Origin of the sequence: Streptomyces curacoi (assembly GCF_001513975.1) — a bacterium.
GTDB classification, from domain to species: Bacteria; Actinomycetota; Actinomycetes; order Streptomycetales; family Streptomycetaceae; genus Streptomyces; species Streptomyces curacoi.
In genome coordinates this window covers 269,803-290,556 of the sequence record NZ_KQ947987.1, presented here as the reverse complement: position 1 = coordinate 290,556, position 20,754 = coordinate 269,803, and the positions used below count along the sequence as shown (strand labels likewise).

General features: G+C 69.4%; 16 protein-coding genes and 1 pseudogene. 7 read left to right on the top strand and 10 right to left on the bottom strand.

Annotation, left to right across the window (positions count from 1 at the left end):
• Nucleotides 1-15: 15 nt before the first annotated feature.
• The gene (locus AQI70_RS14790) at nucleotides 16-540 is read left to right on the top strand and encodes a hypothetical protein (RefSeq protein WP_062148989.1); all 525 of its coding nucleotides are present in this window, start codon (nucleotides 16-18) and stop codon (nucleotides 538-540) included.
• A gap of 3 nt (nucleotides 541-543) precedes the next feature.
• Nucleotides 544-2,487, top strand: coding sequence for an alpha-glucuronidase (locus tag AQI70_RS14785; protein ID WP_062148986.1), 1,944 nt, complete (start codon nucleotides 544-546; stop codon nucleotides 2,485-2,487).
• Here AQI70_RS14785 and AQI70_RS14780 read toward each other — a convergent pair.
• Genes AQI70_RS14780 through AQI70_RS14760 form a run of 5 tightly spaced genes read right to left on the bottom strand, consistent with a single transcriptional unit; the run spans nucleotide 2,481 to nucleotide 8,707 of the window.
• Nucleotides 2,481-4,499 carry a beta-galactosidase gene (locus AQI70_RS14780; protein ID WP_062148982.1) on the bottom strand — a complete coding sequence of 673 codons (2,019 nt, stop codon included), beginning with the start codon at nucleotides 4,497-4,499 and terminating at the stop codon, nucleotides 2,481-2,483. The genes AQI70_RS14785 and AQI70_RS14780 overlap by 7 nt on opposite strands.
• Nucleotides 4,496-5,182 (bottom strand): hypothetical protein, encoded by a 687-nt coding sequence (locus AQI70_RS14775; protein ID WP_062148979.1) that lies wholly within the window; start codon nucleotides 5,180-5,182, stop codon nucleotides 4,496-4,498. The genes AQI70_RS14780 and AQI70_RS14775 overlap by 4 nt, the downstream gene beginning before the upstream one ends.
• Complete coding sequence (locus AQI70_RS14770; RefSeq protein ID WP_062148976.1) at nucleotides 5,179-6,834, bottom strand: ABC transporter substrate-binding protein; 1,656 nt, start codon at nucleotides 6,832-6,834, stop codon at nucleotides 5,179-5,181. The genes AQI70_RS14775 and AQI70_RS14770 overlap by 4 nt, the downstream gene beginning before the upstream one ends.
• Nucleotides 6,835-6,848: 14 nt before the next feature.
• The gene (locus tag AQI70_RS14765) at nucleotides 6,849-7,721 is read right to left on the bottom strand and encodes a carbohydrate ABC transporter permease (protein WP_062148973.1); all 873 of its coding nucleotides are present in this window, start codon (nucleotides 7,719-7,721) and stop codon (nucleotides 6,849-6,851) included.
• Nucleotides 7,715-8,707, bottom strand: a complete 993-nt coding sequence (locus tag AQI70_RS14760) for an ABC transporter permease (RefSeq protein WP_062148971.1) — start codon at nucleotides 8,705-8,707, stop codon at nucleotides 7,715-7,717. Before AQI70_RS14760 ends, AQI70_RS14765 begins: the two co-directional genes overlap by 7 nt.
• Nucleotides 8,708-8,893: 186 nt before the next feature.
• On the opposite strand from AQI70_RS14760, the gene AQI70_RS14755 reads away from it, so the two are divergent.
• Complete coding sequence (locus tag AQI70_RS14755) at nucleotides 8,894-9,886, top strand: acetylxylan esterase (protein ID WP_062148968.1); 993 nt, start codon at nucleotides 8,894-8,896, stop codon at nucleotides 9,884-9,886.
• Nucleotides 9,887-9,898: 12 nt separating this feature from the next.
• Here the strand turns inward: AQI70_RS14755 and AQI70_RS14750 are convergent, their stop codons facing one another.
• From AQI70_RS14750 to acnA, 5 genes and pseudogenes are all read right to left on the bottom strand, one after another.
• Complete coding sequence (locus AQI70_RS14750) at nucleotides 9,899-10,864, bottom strand: hypothetical protein (protein WP_062148965.1); 966 nt, start codon at nucleotides 10,862-10,864, stop codon at nucleotides 9,899-9,901.
• Nucleotides 10,861-12,126, bottom strand: a complete 1,266-nt coding sequence (locus tag AQI70_RS14745) for a glycosyltransferase family 4 protein (protein WP_062148962.1) — start codon at nucleotides 12,124-12,126, stop codon at nucleotides 10,861-10,863. The genes AQI70_RS14750 and AQI70_RS14745 overlap by 4 nt, the downstream gene beginning before the upstream one ends.
• 142 nt (nucleotides 12,127-12,268) lie before the next feature.
• The gene (locus AQI70_RS14740; RefSeq protein ID WP_062148959.1) at nucleotides 12,269-13,354 is read right to left on the bottom strand and encodes a lytic polysaccharide monooxygenase auxiliary activity family 9 protein; all 1,086 of its coding nucleotides are present in this window, start codon (nucleotides 13,352-13,354) and stop codon (nucleotides 12,269-12,271) included.
• A gap of 249 nt (nucleotides 13,355-13,603) precedes the next feature.
• Nucleotides 13,604-13,972: pseudogene (locus AQI70_RS14735) on the bottom strand (ATP-binding protein); the annotation flags it as partial.
• Nucleotides 13,973-14,130: 158 nt separating this feature from the next.
• A complete protein-coding gene (acnA, locus tag AQI70_RS14730) occupies nucleotides 14,131-16,848 on the bottom strand; it encodes an aconitate hydratase AcnA (RefSeq protein WP_062148952.1) in 2,718 nt (905 codons plus the stop codon).
• Nucleotides 16,849-17,217: 369 nt separating this feature from the next.
• Between acnA and AQI70_RS37425 the strand changes: the two genes are divergently transcribed.
• From AQI70_RS37425 to argG, 4 genes are all read left to right on the top strand, one after another.
• On the top strand, nucleotides 17,218-17,667 hold the full coding sequence (locus tag AQI70_RS37425; RefSeq protein ID WP_079051303.1) for a TnsA-like heteromeric transposase endonuclease subunit: 450 nt from the start codon (nucleotides 17,218-17,220) through the stop codon (nucleotides 17,665-17,667).
• Nucleotides 17,668-17,845: 178 nt separating this feature from the next.
• Nucleotides 17,846-18,043, top strand: a complete 198-nt coding sequence (locus AQI70_RS14720) for a hypothetical protein (RefSeq protein WP_062148946.1) — start codon at nucleotides 17,846-17,848, stop codon at nucleotides 18,041-18,043.
• 116 nt (nucleotides 18,044-18,159) lie between these two features.
• Nucleotides 18,160-19,011: an alpha/beta hydrolase gene (locus tag AQI70_RS14715; RefSeq protein ID WP_062148943.1), complete on the top strand. Its 852-nt coding sequence runs from the start codon at nucleotides 18,160-18,162 to the stop codon at nucleotides 19,009-19,011.
• A 263-nt stretch (nucleotides 19,012-19,274) separates the two neighbouring features.
• Complete coding sequence (gene argG, locus AQI70_RS14710; protein ID WP_062148940.1) at nucleotides 19,275-20,729, top strand: argininosuccinate synthase; 1,455 nt, start codon at nucleotides 19,275-19,277, stop codon at nucleotides 20,727-20,729.
• The last annotated feature ends 25 nt before the right edge of the window (nucleotides 20,730-20,754 follow it).

Genomic DNA, 20,754 nt, shown 5'->3' with positions numbered 1-20,754 from the left:
GGGGAAGACGCGAGGATGAGCGGCACAAGACGGTTCGTGGGACTGCTCCTCGGAGCGGTCCTGGCGGTCGGCGCCCTGTTCGGCACGGCCGCACCGGCCCAGGCGTACAGCCCGAATCCCGGCCTGAGCAAGTACTACTACGACACGGACAGCTGTCCGTGCAGCGGCGGGAATCTCACCGACCCGTTCGACGGCACGTACTTCTCGTACGACGCCGGCGGGCTGGCCGTGAAGATGGAGATGTCCGACGCGGGCTGGTTCATCGGCAAGGTGGAGTTCCACCCGTACGACGAGAAGCTCTGGGTCTACGACACGAAGAACGACGGCGACACGTTCGTCGTCTCCGTCAGCTACACCTCCGGCGGCTCCTACCACTACGTCGGCACCTTCCAGGCTCCGGGCACCTCTCAGACCGTGGACGTCACGGTGGCGAACCTCGACATCCCCGAGGGCGCCTACGTGGACATCTCGGTCTACGACGACGCCGAGCGCTCCGATCTGATCGGTGCCGCGCGCGGCACCGGCGCGGCGATCGCCTGAGGCATGGAACCGGACCCGGCATGGCTGCCGGCCGCCGCCTTCCGGGCGGTCGGCAGCCGGCACACGCTCGTCCGCGGGGCGGGACCGCTCGTGGACACGGTGTACCGCGAACTGGCCGCCGCCTGCGGCCGGTTCGGGGGGAGCGTCGCGCGGGGCACGGACGGCGGCCCGTGCGACCTGGTGCTCGAACTGGGCGATGACGCGGACCGGCTCGGGGACGAGGGGTTCACCTGCCGGCGCGAGGACGGCCGTACGACGGTCAGCGCGGCCGGTGGGGCCGGGCTGCTGTACGGGCTGTTCCATGTCGTGCGGCTCGGCGAGGACGCCTTCCGCGGGCGGCGGCCCCGAAAGACGCACGTTCCGGCCCTCGCGCTGCGCATGCTCGACCACTGGGACAACGTGGCCGTGCACCCGGTCATGGGCCAGGTGGAGCGCGGGTACGCGGGCGGATCGCTGTTCTGGGCGGACGGCAGGGCGCGCGGCGAGCTGGAGCGGGTGCGGCGGTACGGCAGGCTGCTCGCGGCCTGCGGGATCAACGCCGTGGCCGTGAACAACGTCAACGTGCACGAGACCGAGGCGCACCTGCTGACCGACCGGATCGGTGAAGTCGCCGACATCGCCGGGGCGTTGCGGCCCTACGGCGTCCGGACGCACCTGTCGGTCACTTTCGCCGCGCCGCTGGTGCTGGGCGGCCTGCCCACGGCCGATCCGCTGGACGAGCGGGTGCGGGCGTGGTGGACGGAGGCGACCGCGCGGGTGTACGAGGCGATACCCGACTTCGGCGGGTACGTGGTGAAGGCCGACTCGGAGGGGCAGCCGGGGCCGTTCGCGTACGGCCGCAGTCATGCGGACGGCGCCAACATGCTGGCCGCCGCGCTCGCCCCGCACGGCGGCACGGTCCACTGGCGGGCCTTCGTCTACGACCACCGCCAGGACTGGCGGGACCGGACGACGGACCGGGCGCGGGCCGCGTACGACCATTTCGCGCCGCTGGACGGCGAGTTCGCCGACAACGCCGTCCTGCAGGTGAAGCACGGGCCGATGGACTTCCAGGTGCGCGAGCCCGTCTCACCGCTGATCGGCGCGATGCCGCGGACCCGGCTCGCGGTGGAGTTGCAGGCCACGCAGGAGTACACCGGGCAGCAGCGACATGTGTGCTGGCTGGGGCCGATGTGGAGCGAGGTGCTGCGGTTCCGGCCCGATGGAGTGCCGGTGGGGGGTCTCGCCGACGCCCTCGTGGCCGTCTCCAATGTCGGGGCCGACCCGTTCTGGACCGGGCATCCGCTCGCGCAGGCCAACCTCTACACCTTCGGACGGCTCGCCTGGCAGCCGGACGCCGATCCGGGCGGGATCCTCGACGAGTGGATCCGGCTCACCTTCGGCCCGGAACCCGCGGCGGGGCTGCGCGCGGTGCTGGAGGGTTCGTGGCGGACGTACGAGAAGTACACGGCGCCGCTCGGGGTGGGCTTCATGGTGCAGCCGGGACACCACTACGGGCCGAGCGTGGACGGATACGAGTACAGCCCGTGGGGGACGTATCACTTCGCCGACCGGGACGGAGTGGGGGTCGACCGCAGCCGCGCCACCGGTACCGGCTTCGCGGGGCAGTACCCCAAGCCGTGGGCCGAGCTGTACGAGTCGCCGGAGACCTGTCCCGACGAGCTTCTGCTGTTCTTCCACCACGTGTCGTACGGGCACACACTGCACAGCGGTAAGACGGTGATCCAGCACATATACGACACGCACTTCGAGGGTGTCGAGGAGGTGGAGGCGGCCCGGGAGGTATGGGCCTCGCTGGCCGGGCTGGTGGATCCGGCGCGCCACGCGCGGGTGGCGGAGCGGTTCGAGGAGCAGCTCCGCAGCGCCCGCGAGTGGCGCGATCAGGTCAACAGCTACTTCTTCCGCAAGTCGGGTGTGCCCGACGCACATGGGCGGCGCATCTACTGAAGGCGCAGGACGGCTGTGCCCAGCGGGTCGAGGGTCAGGGGTTCGCCCTCCTCGACCCGCTTGCCGGTCAGCAGATCGGTCGCGGGGGTGCGGGCGGTCAGGCGGGCCGGCTCGGGGGCGTGGTTGAGGAGGAAGAGGAGGCGGGTGCCGTCGGGGGTGACGCGGGTCGCGGTCTCCAGACCCAGGTGCTCGGCGTACGGGCCGAGCAGGTCGTGGCGGGCCAGGACGCGCCGTACCACCTCGTCGACGCCCGGCTGGTCGAGGGCGGTGGCGACGTACCAGCCTTCTCCCCCGCTCCCGCCGAACCGGTTCCGGGTCACGGCGGGGGTGCCCGCGTAGAAGTCGGCGCCGTATGTGGCGACCGGCTCGGCGCCCCGCGGCAGCACGATCTCGAAGACGAGCCGCGCCTTTGCCGTCAGCTCGGGGACGGGCTGGACGAACTCCGGCGGCCGTGCGTCCCACTCGTCGACGCGGACGCCCATGAGCGGGGCCAGCGGGCCGGGTACGTCGGTGGGGAAGGCGCGGTCGTGTTCGTCGACGCGGCCGGAGAGGAAGGTCGTGAGGACCGTGCCGCCGCGTGCGGCGACGGCTTCGAGGCGCTCTGCCAGGTCGCCCTTGATCATGTGCAGGACGGGGGCAAGGACTACGTCGTACGGCGTGAGGTCGGCGGTGACCGGTACGACGTCGACGTCCGCGCCGGCCGCCCGGGCGGCCCGGTAGTAGGTGTGCAGCACGTCCTGGTACCTGACCAGCCGGGAGGGGCCGTCGGAGATCTCCAGGGCCCACCAGCTGTCCCAGTCGAAGAGCAGGGCGGTGCGGGCGGGGGTGCGGGCGCCGAGGGTCGCGTCTCCGAGCAGCACCAACTCGCGTCCGAGGTCGGCCACTTCGCGGAAGACGCGGGTGTCGGCACGGCCCGCGTGGCCGATGACCGCGCCGTGGTACTTCTCGCAGGCGCCGCGGGAGGCGCGCATCTGGAAGTAGAGGGCGGCGTCGGCGCCGTGGGCGATGGCCTGGAAGGTGGCGAGGCGGAGCTCGCCGGGGCGCCGCAGCGGGTTGACGTCACGGCAGGCCGTGGTGGACGGGGTCTGCTCCATCAGCCAGAAGGGGGCACCGTCCTTCAGGCCCCGCATCAGGTCGTGGGCGAGGGCGGGCCAGGTCGGCGGGGCGTCGAGGGGCGGGTAGCTGTCCCAGGAGGCGAAGTCGAGGTGGGGCGCCCAGCGGTGGTAGTCGAGGGGGCGGAACATGCCCATGAAGTTGGTGGTGACGGGGGTCGCCGCATCGTGCCGCCGGATCGCCTCCTTCTCGGCGAGGAAGCAGCCGAGCAGGGCGTCGGTGGTGAAGCGGAAGTAGTCGAGGGTGATGCCCTGGAAGGCGGTGTGGTCGGGGCCGCGCCAGTGCTCGGTGAGGGCGTTCGGCGGCTCGATCCCGGCCCAGTCCGTGTAGCGGTGGGACCAGAAGGTGGTCCACCAGGCGTCGTTGAGGGCGTCGAGAGTGCCGTACCTGTCCCTCAGCCACTCCCGGAACGCCTCGGCGCACAGGTCGCAGTAACAGGCGCCGCCGTACTCGTTGTTGATGTGCCAGGCGAGCAGGGCCGGGTGGTCGGCGTAGCGTTCGGCGAGGCGGGCCGCCATGGCCGTGGCGTGGCCGCGGTACGCCGGGGAGCTGGGGCAGAAGTTGTGGCGCTGGCCGTAGCGGTGGCGGCGGCCCTCGAAGTCGGTGCGGTTGACCTCGGGGTGGCTCTTCGCGAGCCAGGGCGGCAGGGCCGCGGTGCCGGTGGCGAGGCAGATCCGGCGGCCCTCGGCGGCGGCGCGGCCGACGATGCGGTCGAGGACCGTGAAGTCGTAGGTGTCCGGGGCGGGTTGGGTGAGGGACCAGGAGAAGACGCCGATGGTGAGGGTGTCGATGCCGGCCTGCGTGAACAGCCGGTGGTCGTCGTCCCAGGTGGGTTCGGGCCACTGCTCGGGGTTGTAGTCGCCGCCGTACGGGATCTTCGGAGTGCGCGGCGCGGTCATACCGTGAAGTCCTCCTGGGTCTCGGCGATCACCGGGCGGCTGCTGTGCAGCAGGGAGAGCAGCAGCGGGGCGGCCAGCAGGGCGGGCATGGCCTCGGTGAGCAGGGCGGTCGACGCGGCCACCAGTACCAGCAGGGAGGCGGCGCCGAGGGTGGCGCGGGCGTGCCGGAAGAGGAAGTAGGCGGCGAGGCGGGCGGTGTCGCGGCCCCGGAAGGCGAACAGCGAAGTGAGGACCAGCGCGTGCGCGCCCCACAGCAGGGAGCCGCCGCCGATCACCCCGAGCAGCACGGCCCACCAGCCGGGCAGGCCGGTGGCGGAGAAGTGGGTGAGAGTGAACGCGATGAGGGTCAGCCAGCCGAGCAGGGGCGTCCAGAGCTTCAGGGCCGCGAGGGCGTTGAGGCGCCAGCCGCGTGCGTAGGCGCGGGCCGGGTGCAGGTCGGTGAGGTCGGCGGTGCGGTGGTGCAGGGCGTAGAGAGCGGCGGACAGGGCGGGGCCCAGCGGCAGCAGGCATACGGCGGCCAGGGGCAGGTTGGCCGGGTCGGGGCCGAGCAGGAGCAGGCCGGCCAGTCCGGGTGAGGCGGTGAGGAGCAGCAGGGCCTCTACGGTGACCAGGGTGTGGATCAGGGCGGCAGCGCGGGAGAGGACTCCGGTGCCGAAGTCGGCCGTGCGGACGCCGCTGCTCACCCGTTCTCCTTCTTGTAGCGCTCGTAGGCCTTGTTGTGCAGGTCGACGAAGCGCTGCATGTTCTTCGCCTTCAACTCCGAGACGTAGGCGTCCCATTCGGACAGGGGGCGCTTGCCGAGGGCGAACTTCAGGGTGTTCTGGGTGACGTGGTCCCTGAGCGGGGTCTCCCACAGGGAGGCCTGTTCCTGCTCGAACGACTGCAGCGGGTGGGCCGGGCCGATGGGCGTCTGTTCGCGCTGGGACATGGCGTCCTGGAACTTCTGCTCGTCCGGGCTGAACGTGGAGGAGACGAGCTCCCAGCTGCCGCCGTAGGCGAAGACGCCGTTGTAGAAGCCGTAGTCCTTCTGCATGTCCTTCGGGGCGTCCGGGACGGAGCCCATGAGGCTGATGCCGGGCTTGGGCTTGTACTGGCTCCCGGAGCGGGTGTAGGTCACGCCCTCGACGCCCCACCGGGCGAACCGCTGGCCCTCGTCCGAGTACCAGAGCCAGTCCACGAACTGCATCATCGCGACGAAGCTGTCGCTCTTCAGCGCCTTGCTGGAGATCATCAGGCCGTTCTCCAGCCGGACGCCGCCCAGCACCACGGGACCGGCCGGTCCCAGCGGTACCGGGATCATCTCGATCTTCGCGCCCTTGACCTGCTTCCGCAGGTTGTACCGGTATTCCTGCACCAGTACCTGCGGGTTGGCGCTGATCGCGAACGACTTCTCGCCCAGCAGCTTCTGCGCGGCCTCGTCGTCGGTCTGGGTGAAGCTCTCCGGGTCCATCAGCTTCTCGGCGACCAGCTTGCGCACGTACTCGATCATCTGCCGGAAGGCGTCCGTCGCTCCGGTGAAGACGTACTTCTGCGCGTTCGCGTCCCAGCTGATGTTGTCGTACGTCCAGCCGGCCCGGACGCCGTACGCCTGGCCGAGGTAGCTGAAGAGGGCGGCGGCCGGGTAGGGCGTGTTCTTGCTCCAGCGGTCGGAGAAGGGGTAGCGGTCCGGGTACTCCTCCTTGATCGCCCCGAAGACCTCGTACACCTCGTCCCAGGTGGTGGGCAGGCTCAGCCCCAGCCGGTCGAGGACGTCCGTGCGCAGCGCCAGCGAGTAGCCGGCTCTGGCCTTCTCGTGCAGGCCGGGCAGCAGATAGAACTTGCCGTCGGACTGCCGGATGGAGTCGATCTCCGGCTCCAGCTTCCAACGCCTGACCTTGTCCTGGAAGTTGGGCATCAGGTGCACATGGTCGCTGACCGGGAGGATCGCGCCCGACGACACGAAGGCGACCTCGGAGGGGTGGTAGGTCTTGGGGATCAGGAAGGGGGCGTCGCCCGAGCCGATGAGGACGCTGCGCTTCTTCTCGTAGTCGACCAGGGGGACGGCGACGGGCTTCAGGGTGATGCCGGTGCGCTTGGTGAGCTCCTGCCAGAACAGCCAGTCGTTCTTCATCGGGTAGACGGGGTTGTTGTTGTGCAGGACCGAGAAGGACAGCGGCTCGGTCGCCTTGAACTGCTGGCCGGCGCGGTACTCCTTCATCGCGCCGTCCCTCTTCTTCGACAGGTCCTTGGACTCCGCGCCGTCGTCGCCGCTGCCGCAGCCGGTGAGGGTGGCGAGGCCGAGGAAACCGGTGGCGGCCAGGATCTGACGCCGCGACAGCTGTCCTGTGTTCTTCACGGTTGCTCCTTTGGTTAGCCCTTGACCGCGCCGAGCATCACGCCCGAGACGAAGTAGCGCTGGACGAACGGGTAGACACAGAGGATGGGCAGCGAGGTAAGCACGATCGTGACCGCCTGGATGTTCGCCCCCACCTGGCTGAGCTGGGCGTCGACGGCGCCGGCGTTGCCGCCCGTGGTGGCGCCCGAGATGAGGTTGCGCAGATAGACGGTGGCCGGCATCAGCTCGGCTCTGTCCAGGTAGAGGAAGGCGCTGAACCAGGAGTTCCAGAAGGACACCGAGTAGAACAGCACCATGGTGGCGACGACCGCCTTCGACAGCGGCAGCACGATCCGCAGCAGAATGCCGTACGTGCTCAGGCCGTCGATCTGCGCGGCCTCCTCCAGCTCGGTCGGCAGGCTCTCGAAGAAGGCCTTCATCACCAGCAGGTTGAACACGCTGATGGCGTTCGGGAGCGCGATGGCCCAGACGGTGTTCTTCAGGCCGAGGCTGGTGACCAGGACGTAGTTGGGGATCAGTCCGCCGGTGAAGAACATGGTGAACACGGCGATGCCGACGAGCGCGCCGCGCCCCTTGAGGTGCTTCTTCGACAGGACGTACGCATAACACGTGGTCAGCACCATGGCCACGGCGGTGGACACGACCGTGTACAGCACGGTGTTGCCGTAGTTCCGCCAGAACATCGAGTCCTGGAACACGATCTTGTACGTGGTGAGGTTGAACCCCTCGGGCCACAGCGTCACTTCGCCGGCCCGGATCTGGCGTTCCCCGCTGAACGAGCGGGCGATGATGTTGACGAACGGATACAGGGTCACGACCACGACCAGGGTGAGGATGACGCCGTTGACGCCCTGGAAGACGCGGTAGGAGCGGCTCGGCTTCACCACAGGCTGGTCCCCACTGTGCGACGCGAGAGCTGGTTGGCGGACGTGATCAGCACCAGGCCGATGATCGCCTCGAACAGGCCGATGGCGGCGGCGTAGCTGAAGCTGTTGGACTCGACGCCGGCGCGGTACAGGTACGTCGAGATCACATCGGCGGTGGGATAGGTCAGCGGGTTGTACAGCAGCAGGACCTTCTCGAAGCCGACCGCCATGAACGTGCCGATGTTGAGGATCAGCAGCGTGATCATGGTGGGCCGGATGCCGGGCAGGGTGACGTGCCAGATCTGCTGCCAGCGGTTGGCGCCGTCGATGCGCGCGGCCTCGTAGAGGTCCTCGTCGATGGTGGTGAGCGCGGCGAGGTAGAGGATCGTGCCCCAGCCGGCGGTCTGCCAGATCTCCGAGCCGACGTAGATGGTGCGGAACCACTCGGGTTCCTGGACGAACCGGATCGGGTCGTGCCCGAACCATCCCAGGACGTGGTTGACCGGCCCGACCGTGGCGAGCATCTGCATGGTGATGCCCGCGACGATCACGATCGACAGGAAGTGCGGAAGGTAGGACACCGACTGCACGAACCGTTTCAGCGCACGTCGGCGCACCTCGTTCAGCAGCAGCGCCAGCACGATCGGGATCGGGAAGCAGAAGACGAGCGTGAGCCCGCCGAGCCAGAGGGTGTTGCGGAACACCTGCCAGAAGGTGGGGTCGCTGAGGAACATCTCGACATAGCGCAGCCCCACCCACTCCTCGCCGAAGATCGAACCGCCCGGCTCGAAGCGCCGGAAGGCGATCACGTTGCCGATCATCGGCAGATAGCGGAAGACCAGGAAGAACAGCAGCGGCAGCACGGCCAGCGAGTACAGCTGCCAGTCCCTGCGCAGCGCCCGCCGCCGGCCGGTGCGCGCCGGACGCCGTCCGCGCCGCGGTGGGGCCTTAGTCGGCGGCGGCTCCTGGGTGCCGGGCGGTGGAGCCGACGTGGTGGAGGTGCTCATACGGTGGCCTCCCGGTGGCACCGAAAGTTTCGGGATCTTACCGGCAACTTTGCGGCGAGGTTAGGGGCGGGTGTAATGGCTGTCAATGGTGCTGGCAGGGAAGGCCAGTTGAGGCGGCCGTTGCTGGAGCGAGCCGAGCAATGCGAAACATTCTGATGTAGCAGCGCAACTATCGGAGGCGATGCCGTGCCCGCGTTCGACCTGCCGTGGGAAGACCTGAAGCGCTACCGCCCGGATCTCCAGGAGCCCGCCGGCTTCGACGAGTTCTGGCACGACACCCTCAAGGAGGCGGCGCAGCCCGAGGTGTTGGTGTCGGCGCACCCGGTGGCGACCGGCCTGCGGCTGACCGACACCTGGGACGTGACCTTCCGGGGGTTCGGTGGCGACCCGGTGCGGGCCTGGTTCAGCAGACCGGCCGGGGTACGTGAGCCGCTGCCCGCCGTCGTCGAGTACGCCGGGTACGGCCGTGGCCGCGGGCTCCCCCACGAGCGGCTGACCTGGGTGAACGCCGGGTACGCACATCTGCTGATGGACAACAGGGGCCAGGGCGACCAGTACGGCAACGGCGGCGCCACGCCCGACCCGCACTCCACGGCGCCGGGCGGGCCGGGCCCCGTGGTGCGCGGCCTGCTGTCCCCGCGGGACCACCACTACCGCCGGCTCGTCACGGACGCGGTACGGGCGGTCGCGGCGGTGCGCGCACTGCCGGGCGTGGACGGCTCACGGGTCGCCGCCGTCGGCAACAGCCAGGGCGGCGGGCTCGCCCTGGCCGTCGCGGGACTGGTCCCCGACCTCGCGGCGCTGCTGGTCACCGCCCCGTTCCTGTGCGGCATCCGGCGCGCGCTCGACCTCACCGACGCGTCACCGTACGGCGAGATCACCGCGTACCTCTCCGTGCACCGGGGCGCCGAGCGGGCCGCGTACGACACGCTCGCCCACCTGGAGGGGATCTCCTTCGCGCGGCGCGCCCACGCCCCGGCCCACTTCGGGGTTGGCCTGCGTGACACGGTGTGCCCGCCGAGCGGGGCGTACGGCGCCTTCAACCGCTATGCGGAGCTGTCGGGCGCCGACCCGCGCAAGGAGATCCACGCCTATCCGTTCAACGGGCACGAGGGCGGCGACGCGGTGCATGTGCGCCGCCAACTCGACTGGCTGAAGGGGGTGTTGGAGTCCGACTGAGCGGGACGGACATCACGGTCTTACGGCCGTCACCTCCACCGAGAGGTCGTTGTCGACCGTGTAGTAAGGACGCACGGTGACACCGCCGACCGCGGCCTGCGGATAGACGAAGATCTCCTTGCGGTCCGCCACGTCGTCCAGCAGACGGCCGATCCGCACCGGCGGGGCTCCCGCAGCGGGCCGGGGCTGGACGGAGAGGTCCCAGACTCGGCTTCCGGTGCCGTGGCCCGCGGCCAACTCCCCGTAGTCCACGGTGAAGGAGAACGCCCGGCCGTCGCTCGCGGCCCGGGGCTCCAGGGTCCGTACGACGCCGTCCCCACCCCGTAGCCGCAGGCGTACGGTGGCTCCGTCGGCGAGCGTGGCGCCGTGCAGCCGGGCCCGGACCGTCATCGACCGGTCCGTGACCTCGACGCCCTCTACCTCCGCGTGGGCGGTGCGCAGCCAGGCCCGCACCGCGAGGTAGCCGTCCTTGGTGGCGTACGGAACCCGCACGGCCACCGGTGACGGCCGGTCACGGGACTGCCCGTCGACGAGGACCCGCAGATCACGCAGACCGGGGCGGATGCGCTGCCGTCGCGCGCCGGGATCTCCGAGCCCTCCGGTGTCTCCGGAATCGCCGGGATCTCCGGACTCGATGGACTCGATGGACTCGATGGAATCGCCGGAATCGGTGGAATCGCCGGGATCTCCGGACTCCCGTGGCTCGGCAAGGACGTACACGTCCCAGCGGCCCTCGGCCAGTTGGGGCTGCGGCTCCAGGACGGCACGCAGGCTTCCGTCGTCCGCCGGTTCCAGGTCGAGGACGTGCACGACCTTCTCGGGCTGTCCCTTCTTGGGGCGCAGCCGCAGCAGCATCCGGGACGACCGGAAGTCCACGGCCGCCGGCGGGCGGAGGGCGAAGGCGATGCGGCCGTCCGGGTCGATCGTGCAGTCGGCACGCAGGCGGGTGTCGCGCGAGGCGCCGGTTTCTGTCGTCATCGCCGTCCCCTCCGTACGGTGTGCAGCGCCTGGGAGGCGGCGGCATGTGCGGTGTCGCGCGCGGCGAAGGCCTGACTGACCAGGAGGTTGCGTATTCGGCCGGGGTCAGGTGCCACCCGCCGTCCGGCCCTGCGCAGCGTCAGCGCCTCGTCGATCAGCCGCTCGGCCCGCTCCACGACCGGGACCGGGGCGAACCGTCGCGCGTTCTCCATGGCCGTACGGCCCATCCGCCGGCGCCGCTCGTCGTCGCGGACGAGGTCCAGCAGGGCGGCGCCCAGCGCGTCGCGGTCGCCGACCGGCACCAGTCGGCCGTCGACGCCGTCCTCGATGATCTCGCCCGGTCCGTACGGGCAGTCGGTGCTCACGACCGGCAGGCCGCAGCGCATCGCCTCGACGATGGTCATGCCGAACGCCTCGAAGTCGGACGCGGCCACGCCGATGGAGCCCTTGACCCACTCCGCCTCCATGGGGGCCGCCGCGCCCATCAGGAAGACGTGCTCGCACAGGCCGAGACGCTGGATGATCTCCTGGAGCCGGGCGTGTTCGTCTCCCTTGCCGTAGATGCGCAGGCGCCAGTCCGGGTGTTCGGCGGCCACCAGGGCGAACGCCTCGATGAGCAGGTCGTACCGCTTCACCGGGCCCAGCCGGCCCGCCGCGACCACCACCTTGGCGGTGCCGTCCGCCGCGGGCAGCACCGGATCGGGGACGCTGTTGGGGAGTGCTTCCACCCGGACGCCCGGCAGCCGCATCCTGCGCCGGTAGGCGGTGGCGTCCGCCTGTGTGACGGTGGTGAGGGCGTCCAGCCGGCGGTAGGCCCGGCGCAGCGCGGCGCGCAGTCGGGGTGGATGGTTGTCGAGGGAGAGATGTTCCTGCCCGATGCGGACGACATGCTCCGGCGCCTGGAGCGCGAGGTGCACATTGAGTCCCGGCCGGGTGCCGATGACGACGTCGGCGTCGGTCGCCGCCAGGCACTCGCCGATCCGCTGGTCGGTCAGCTCGCTGTACTGGTGGTGGCGGTACTCGGCGGCGGGGAACACTCTCGCCGGTCTCAGATGCAGGGGATGTTCCTTCTCGTGGCGCAGGTCCACCAGTGGCCGTAAGGCGACTTTCGGGTCCAGGGCGAGGTTGGGGCGGGCCCGGTGCCGCAGCACGGAGACGATCTCCACCTCGTGCCGCTCGGCGAGCGCTTGGGCCAGGTTGAACGTGGTGGAGATCGTGCCTCCGATCCCGTAGGCGTTGTGCAGCAGGAAAGAGATCTTCATGGCGGGCTAGACCCGGCCGACTGTCCTTCGGTTGCCTGCTGTTATCAGTTCGTTCTCCTGTCAAACACCTCTTCGGCGCGGAACGGCGAGGGGCCCGGTGGGTGACGGCCAGACGCCCACCGGGCCCGCGCCGAGGGGCGGTTCAGCCCACCCGGCAGGGCAAGGTCGTCGTAGTGTCGCCGCCGGATCCGGAGACGACGTAGCCGAACGTCGCGCTCTGACCCGGACTCAGCGAGCCGTTCCAGTTGGCGTTGTGGACCATCACCGCCTGGCCGTTGTAGGTCGCGTTGCCGCTCCAGAGGCTCTCGACCTTCTGGCCGGCGGGAAGCGTCCAGTCGACCATCCAGCCGAGCATCGGGACGTCACCGGTGTTGGTGACGGTCACCTCGGACTGGTAACCGCCGTTCCAACTGCCGGTCGTGCGGCGGCTGGCGGAGCACTCACCGGGCACCGGGTCGGTGGGGTTGCCGGGCTCCTTGATGCCGGTCACCTCGCCGTTGCCGCCGTCGAAGACGACGTCGGAGCAGGAGTAGAAGGTTTCCTGACTGTCGGAGCGCTGCCAGACCATGTAGATGGTGTGGCGGCCCGACTTGTTGTCAGGAAGCTTTCCTGTCCAGGAGTAGTTGGCCTCGACCGTGCCCGGGGAGCCGTTGAGCGGCGGGTGGTCGACGGAGAGGAAGGGCCGCTCCTCCATGTCGTCCCAGGTGAGGGTCTGGGTCGGGTCGAAGCCGTCCTTGGTGATGTAGACGTGGAACCAACCCGGATGCGCGGCCCAGGCGTTGTACGAGAAGTCGACCGTCGCGCCCGAGGTGAGGTGGGTGAGCGGCCAGTCCTTGCTCGGCGTGTTGAAGCCGGTGAAGTTGGTGTTGCCGCCGCTGCACAGTTCGCCGTCGGGCACGAAGCCGCGGGTACGGCCGGCGCCGTCGGAGCGGAGCACCGAGAACCAGTTGTAGAACGGTGTGGTGCCGCTGACCTGTTGGGCGGCCCGGCAGGCCGGGTTGACCGGCTTGATCTCACCGGTGTCGGTGAGGCCGTCCTGCCAGCACAGGAAGGTGCGGCTACCCGGTTTCATGGGGGTGCCGTGGGCCTCCGCCTCGCCGCCGGTGCTCATGACGAGCGCCACGGCCGGGATGGTCGCGAGCAGGGAGACCAGGACGAGGAAGAGGGCTCTGGCGCGAGCGGGAAGTGTTAATCGGCGCGCCGAGGCGCGTGAGGTTGTCATGATCATGACAGTCCAGTCCGTTCCTTCAGGTACGGGCCGTGCGGATGCGTGTGTGCGGATGCGGTGCGGACGGGTGGGGTGGGAGCGGCACACGGGCGGGTTCCGGTCCGTCGGTGTGGGAGCGCTCCCACCACCACTTGGTTCGGAAAGTAGCGCCGAGTGGCGTGGTTGTAAACGGGCGTGGCTGTAAACGGGGGTGGCTGTAACCGACGCGGCGGCTGTGAACGGGCGTGGTCGTAAACGGGCGCGGCTGTGTCAGCGGTTGCGGGCGAACGTCCGGGTCGATCGCGCCGGTGCCGGAGCGGAGGGGCCCGACGGGGTGTCCAGCGGCGGTGGTTCGGCGCCCGCGTGGGGCAGCTCGACCGTGAACTCCGTGCGGCCCGGCTCGCTCTGGACGCCGATACGGCCGCCGTGCGCGGACACGATCGCCGCCACGACGGCGAGGCCGAGACCGGATCCCCCGTCGTGCGGGCCGCGGCGGGCCCGGGAGGCGTCGGCGCGGGTGAAGTGTTCGAAGACGGCGGGCAGGAGTGCGGGCGCGATGCCCGGGCGGGCGAACTCCTTGGCGGTGAGCTGGACGGGCTCGTCGTCGACGATGAGGACGCGGACGCGGCCGGTGCGGGAACCGGAGGGGGCGGACATGTCCCGATCGTGTCCCCGCCCGCTGGGGAACCCTGTGTTCAGCCTGAGCGCAGGCGATGGCCTGGGACGGACACGGCGAAGGGCCGCACCCCGGTCACCCGGGATGCGGCCCTCAGCTGCCCTGCCGTACCGCTTACTTGTTACTTGCGGATCAGCGAGCGCAGCACGTACTGCATGATGCCGCCGTTGCGGTAGTAGTCGGCCTCACCGGGGGTGTCGATGCGGACGACCGCGTCGAACTCGACGCCCGTGTCGGTGGTGACCTTCACCGTGCGCGGCGTGGTGCCGTTGTTGAGCTCCTCGACGCCCGCGATGGAGAAGGTCTCCTCGCCGGTCAGACCGAGGGACTCGGCCGAGGCACCCTCCGGGAACTGCAGCGGCAGGACGCCCATGCCGATGAGGTTCGAGCGGTGGATGCGCTCGTAGGACTCGGCGATGACGGCCTTGACGCCGAGCAGCGCGGTGCCCTTGGCCGCCCAGTCGCGGGACGAGCCGGAGCCGTACTCCTTGCCCGCGAGCACGACGAGCGGGATGCCCTGCTCGATGTAGTTGCGGGAGGCGTCGTAGATGAAGGAGACCGGGCCGCCCTCCTGCGTGAAGTCGCGGGTGTAGCCGCCCTCGGTGCCCGGCGCGATCTGGTTGCGCAGGCGGATGTTGGCGAACGTGCCGCGAATCATGACCTCGTGGTTGCCCCGGCGGGAGCCGTAGGAGTTGAAGTCACGACGCTCCACACCGTGCTCGGTGAGGTACTTGCCGGCCGGGGTGTCGGCCTTGATGGCGCCGGCCGGGGAGATGTGGTCGGTGGTGACCGAGTCGCCCAGCTTGGCCAGGACGCGGGCGCCCGTGATGTCCGAGACCGGGGTGGTCTCCATCGTCATGCCCTCGAAGTACGGGGGCTTGCGGACGTACGTCGACTGCGGGTCCCACTCGAAGGTGTTGCCGGTCGGGATCGGCAGCGCCTGCCACTGGGCGTCGCCCGCGAAGACGTCGCTGTAGGACTTGGAGAACATGTCCTCGCCGATGGCGTTGGCGACGACGTCGTTGACCTCGGCCTCGGAGGGCCAGATGTCCTTCAGGTAGACCGGGTTGCCGTCCTGGTCGGTGCCCAGGGCGTCCTTGGTGATGTCCACCTTCATGGAGCCCGCGATGGCGTACGCGACGACCAGCGGCGGGGACGCCAGGTAGTTCATCTTGACGTCGGGGTTGATACGGCCCTCGAAGTTCCGGTTGCCGGAGAGGACCGAGGTGACCGCGAGGTCGTGGTCGTTGACGGCCTTGGAGACCTCCTCCGGCAGCGGGCCGGAGTTGCCGATGCAGGTGGTGCAGCCGTAACCGACGAGGTTGAAGCCGACCTTGTCGAGGTACGGGGTCAGGCCCGCCTTGTCGAAGTAGTCGGTGACGACCTTGGAACCCGGGGCGAGGGTGGTCTTGACCCACGGCTTGCGGGTCAGGCCCTTCTCCACGGCCTTCTTCGCGACGAGCGCGGCGGCGACCATGACGTACGGGTTGGAGGTGTTGGTGCAGGAGGTGATGGCCGCGACCGTCACCGCACCGTGGTCGATCTGGTACGTCGAGCCGTCGGGGGCGGTCACGGTGACCGGGTTGGACGGGGCGCCGTTCGGGGCGACGGCCGGGGCGTCGGAGGCAGGGAAGGACTCCTGGCCCGCCTCGTCGACGGAGTCCACGTAGTTGCGGACGTCCTGCTTGAACTGCTCGGCCGCGTTGGCGAGGACGATACGGTCCTGCGGGCGCTTCGGGCCGGCGATGGAGGGCACGACCGTCGACAGGTCGAGCTCCAGCTTCTCGGAGAAGTCGGGCTCGGCCTTCGGGTCCAGCCAGAGGCCCTGCTGCTTGGCGTACGCCTCGACGAGCGCGAGCTGCTGCTCGGAGCGGCCGGTCAGCTTGAGGTACTTGATGGTCTCGTCGTCGATCGGGAAGATCGCGGCGGTGGACCCGAACTCCGGCGACATGTTGCCGATGGTGGCGCGGTTGGCGAGGCTCGTGGCCGCCACACCCTCGCCGTAGAACTCGACGAACTTGCCGACGACACCGTGCTTGCGGAGCATCTCGGTGATGGTCAGCACGAGGTCGGTGGCGGTGGTGCCCGGGGTGAGCTCACCGGTGAGCTTGAAGCCGACGACGCGCGGGATGAGCATGGAGACCGGCTGGCCGAGCATCGCGGCCTCGGCCTCGATGCCGCCGACGCCCCAGCCGAGGACACCGAGGCCGTTGACCATGGTGGTGTGCGAGTCGGTGCCGACGAGGGTGTCGGGGTAGGCCTGGCCACCCCGGACCATGACCGTGCGGGCCAGGTGCTCGATGTTCACCTGGTGGACGATGCCGGTGCCGGGCGGGACGACCTTGAACTCGTCGAAGGCGGTCTGGCCCCAGCGCAGGAACTGGTAGCGCTCCTTGTTGCGGCCGTACTCCAGCTCGACGTTCTGGGCGAAGGCGTCGTTGGTGCCGAACTTGTCGGCGATGACGGAGTGGTCGATGACCAGCTCGGCCGGGGCCAGCGGGTTGATCTTCGCCGGGTCGCCGCCGAGCTCCTTGACGGCCTCACGCATGGTGGCGAGGTCGACGACACAGGGCACGCCGGTGAAGTCCTGCATGATCACGCGGGCCGGCGTGAACTGGATCTCCTGCGACGGCTGGGCCTGGGAGTCCCAGTTGCCGAGGGCGCGGATGTGGTCGGCGGTGATGTTCGCGCCGTCCTCGGTACGGAGGAGGTTCTCCAGGAGAACCTTGAGGCTGTACGGAAGACGGGCCGAGCCCTCCACCTTGTCCAGCCGGAAGATCTCGTAAGACTCGTCGCCCACCTGCAGCGTGCTGCGGGCGTCGAAGCTGTTCGCCGACACGACAGTCTCCTTCATTTTGGTGCGCTTACCACCGCATCCTGCCGCCACGCCGGCTTGGCCGATCCGCTAAGGTAAGGCTAAGTTAGGCATGCCTTACTGCCAGACCCGTGGCGGCGTGCGACTGCGGTGCGCCTCGGCAGATATCTCGATGTCGAGATAACTCTAGTACATGGGGCCGGGATGGTCATGCCCGGCCTCCTGTGGTGTGTCAGTGGACCTGGGGCAGTCTCAGTTTTTCTGGGGCATCGGTGGCTGCGTCTCAGTCTTTTCTCGGGCAAATAGTGCGGTGTCTCAGTCTTTCTGAGGTACCGCTGCCGGGCCTTGCCTACGGTCGCTGTACCGCGTCGGCGCTCGGTCCTGAGGGCCGGGATGGATGCAGCGGACTACTGGGTGCGGCTGGTGGGGTCGGATGGCGTCCGGCGTGAGGGTCCGCTGTCCGTGATGTGGTCGGTGATGTTCGAGGCCGCCCCTCCGTCGCGGTCGTTTCCTTCGTACCGCGGGCAGCGGAACTTCACCGGCTGGTACTGGTCGGCGACGGGCGGCGGGCACGTGCCGTATGAGTCCTGGCTGGAGCGCGACCACCTCATGCGGCTCGACTTCGATCCTGCGGTGGTCGGCATGGCTGCCCAGCCGTTCGCGCTGTCCTGGCGGGACGGCGGGATGGGGCCGTTGACGCACACGCCGGACTTCACCGCAACCTCATCGCGCGCCACGGGCGGCGCTGGGTCAACCTCGCCTTCCGCGACACGAAGAAGATCTTCCTCGCCTGGAAGGAACGCTACGAGTTCGGCCCCGAGGAAGCCATCGTCCGGCGCCTGACAGCCCTGGCCCACCCTCCGGCAAACCCATCGCCGACGAACTCGCCCTCGCCGCCGGTTTCCACCCCGAGACCGTCACGCTCGCCGGCCTGCTCGCCTCCGACCACTGGGAACGAACCGCTCTGCGGGACGGAGGCCTGGCCCCCTTCATCCGCGAAGTCAGCACCCGCGGCATCCTCGTGGGCTACGAAACCGACGACCTCGACGATCCCCTCATCAAGTGGGTCCGGGACCGCCTGCCCCACTACAAATGCGCGCTTCACCACGCCGGATGGGACAAGCTCTCGCTGATCCTGCACAACGAGACAACCCGCAGCGCCACCAACCAGCCGACGAAAGACTTCCGCACCTGCCCCCTGACCTTTCCCCGCTACTGAACCAACAGACGATCAGGGAGGCCGCGGCAGCAGCCATGCCAGACCTCGGTAAGGCATGCAGGGAGGAGTCATTCAAACCGCTTGCAACGGTCGAGCGATCTTCTAAGGTGCTCCGCGTGACGACCGAGATCCCTTTCCAGACGCTTCCGGTTGACCAGACGGACGTTCGCTACGCCCATGGGCCCGACTCGTCCGCACAACCGGGCGTGCCCGCCGGAGAGACGATCGCGCTCAACTGGAACAACAGCGCAATCTACCCGGGAACCGCTCGGAAGTTCTGGATCCACGTGCCGGCACAGTACGACCCTTCCGAGCCGGCATCGCTGATGGTGTTCCAGGACGGATGGTGGTACCTGGACCCCGACGGGGAGATCCGCGGCGCAACGGTCCTGGACAACCTGGTCCACCGCGGAGACATCCCCGTCACCATCGGAGTCTTCGTCGACCCAGGTGCCTTCACCGACGCCGAGAACCCGAAGAACCGCAACAACGAGTACGACGCGTTCGACGATCGGTACGTCACGTTCCTCCTCGACGAGATCCTCCCCGAGGTCACTGCGCGCTACTCGATCACCGACGAGCCCGAGCAGTGGGGGATCTGCGGTGGCAGCAGCGGCGGCAACTGCGCCTTCACGGCGGCGTGGCTTCGCCCGGACAAGTTCCGCCGGGTCATCGGATTCCTGTCCAGCTTCACCCAGATGCCAGGCGGCAATCCCTACCCCGGCCTCATTCCCGGCGCTCCTCGCAAGCCACTGCGCATCTTCATGCAGGCGGGCCACCGCGACCTGCGGTGGAACCAGCCCGAATCGAACTGGCTCGCCAACAACTTGCGCGTTGCAGCCGCTCTGGCAGAGGCCGGCTATGACTTCCGCCTCGTCCTGGGCGACGGCGGGCACAGCCCCAACCACGGAGGCGTCTTGCTCCCCGATGCCCTCCGCTGGCTGTGGCGGTCGGACAGCAACTGCTGATCCGTGCCCCAGGCGATCCGGCGGACATGGAGCTCTGCCTCAGATGGGTTGAGACGAAGCGAGCGTCAGCGTCTCAATCCATCCAAGGCACCCCTGCTCAGGGACTCGCTATGCCCGGGATCGACTGAGACAGGACACCCGGCCTCCCTCTCGCATCCCATTTGGTCATCTCGTCGCGCGACCCTCCACAGGAACCGCGGGCTCCCGCGCGAGCCCTTGCACACCCCTTTGCATGATCATGCGCCATCATGCATACTCTTCCTATGTCCAAGGTCCTCACCTCCCTGCCCACCGGCGAGCGCGTCGGCATCGCCTTCTCGGGCGGTCTCGACACCTCGGTCGCGGTCGCCTGGATGCGCGACAAGGGCGCCGTCCCGTGCACCTACACCGCCGACATCGGCCAGTACGACGAGCCCGACATCGCCTCGGTGCCCGGCCGCGCCAAGACCTACGGTGCCGAGGTCGCGCGCCTGGTGGACTGCCGCGCGGCCCTGGTCGAGGAGGGCCTGGCCGCGCTCACGTGCGGCGCGTTCCACATCCGCTCGGGCGGGCGTGCCTACTTCAACACCACGCCGCTCGGCCGTGCCGTCACCGGCACGCTGCTGGTGCGGGCGATGCTGGAGGACAACGTCCAGATCTGGGGCGACGGCTCGACCTTCAAGGGCAATGACATCGAGCGGTTCTACCGCTACGGCCTGCTCGCCAACCCGAACCTGCGGATCTACAAGCCCTGGCTGGACGCGAAGTTCGTGACCGAGCTCGGCGGCCGCAAGGAGATGTCGGAGTGGCTGGTCGCCCACGACCTGCCCTACCGGGACTCGACCGAGAAGGCGTACTCCACCGACGCCAACATCTGGGGCGCCACCCACGAGGCCAAGACCCTGGAGCACCTGGACACCGGCATCGAGACGGTCGAGCCCATCATGGGCGTGCGGTTCTGGGACCCGTCGGTCGAGATCGCCACCGAGGACGTGACGATCGGCTTCGAGCAGGGCCGCCCGGTCACGATCAACGGCAAGGAGTTCGCCTCCCCCGTCGATCTGGTGATGGAGGCCAACGCCATCGGCGGCCGCCACGGCCTCGGCATGTCGGACCAGATCGAGAACCGGATCATCGAGGCCAAGAGCCGCGGCATCTACGAGGCCCCGGGCATGGCCCTGCTGCACGCCGCCTACGAGCGCCTGGTGAACGCGATCCACAACGAGGACACCCTCGCCCAGTACCACAACGAGGGCCGGCGCCTCGGCCGCCTCATGTACGAGGGCCGCTGGCTGGACCCGCAGGCGCTGATGATCCGCGAGTCGCTCCAGCGCTGGGTCGGCGCCGCGATCACCGGTGAGGTGACCCTGCGGCTGCGGCGCGGCGAGGACTACTCGATCCTCGACACCACCGGCCCGGCGTTCAGCTACCACCCGGACAAGCTGTCCATGGAGCGCACCGAGGACTCCGCGTTCGGCCCGGTGGACCGGATCGGCCAGCTCACCATGCGCAACCTCGACATCGCCGACTCGCGCGCCAAGCTGGAGCAGTACGCCGGCCTCGGCCTGATCGGCAGCGGCAGCCCCACCATCGGCGCCTCCCAGGCGGCCGCGACCGGGCTGATCGGCACCATGCCGGAGCTGCCGGAGGGCGGCGCCGAGGCCATCGCCTCCCGCGGTGAGGTCTCCGAGCAGGACGCGCTGCTGGACCGCGCCGCGATGGAGTCCGGCACGGACTGAGCGGCACCGCCGAGCAAAAGGCCCG

Bases quoted from the DNA above. Each gene is read 5' to 3' on its own strand.
- argG (WP_062148940.1), top strand. From the start codon at position 19,275: ATGTCCAAGGTCCTCACCTCCCTGCCCACCGGCGAGCGCGTCGGCATC.
- AQI70_RS14790 (WP_062148989.1), top strand. From the start codon at position 16: ATGAGCGGCACAAGACGGTTCGTGGGACTGCTCCTCGGAGCGGTCCTG.
- AQI70_RS14745 (WP_062148962.1), bottom strand. From the start codon at position 12,126: ATGAAGATCTCTTTCCTGCTGCACAACGCCTACGGGATCGGAGGCACG.
- AQI70_RS14760 (WP_062148971.1), bottom strand. From the start codon at position 8,707: ATGAGCACCTCCACCACGTCGGCTCCACCGCCCGGCACCCAGGAGCCG.
- AQI70_RS37425 (WP_079051303.1), top strand. From the start codon at position 17,218: ATGGATGCAGCGGACTACTGGGTGCGGCTGGTGGGGTCGGATGGCGTC.
- AQI70_RS14740 (WP_062148959.1), bottom strand. From the start codon at position 13,354: ATGATCATGACAACCTCACGCGCCTCGGCGCGCCGATTAACACTTCCC.
- AQI70_RS14785 (WP_062148986.1), top strand. From the start codon at position 544: ATGGAACCGGACCCGGCATGGCTGCCGGCCGCCGCCTTCCGGGCGGTC.
- AQI70_RS14780 (WP_062148982.1), bottom strand. From the start codon at position 4,499: ATGACCGCGCCGCGCACTCCGAAGATCCCGTACGGCGGCGACTACAAC.
- AQI70_RS14750 (WP_062148965.1), bottom strand. From the start codon at position 10,864: ATGACGACAGAAACCGGCGCCTCGCGCGACACCCGCCTGCGTGCCGAC.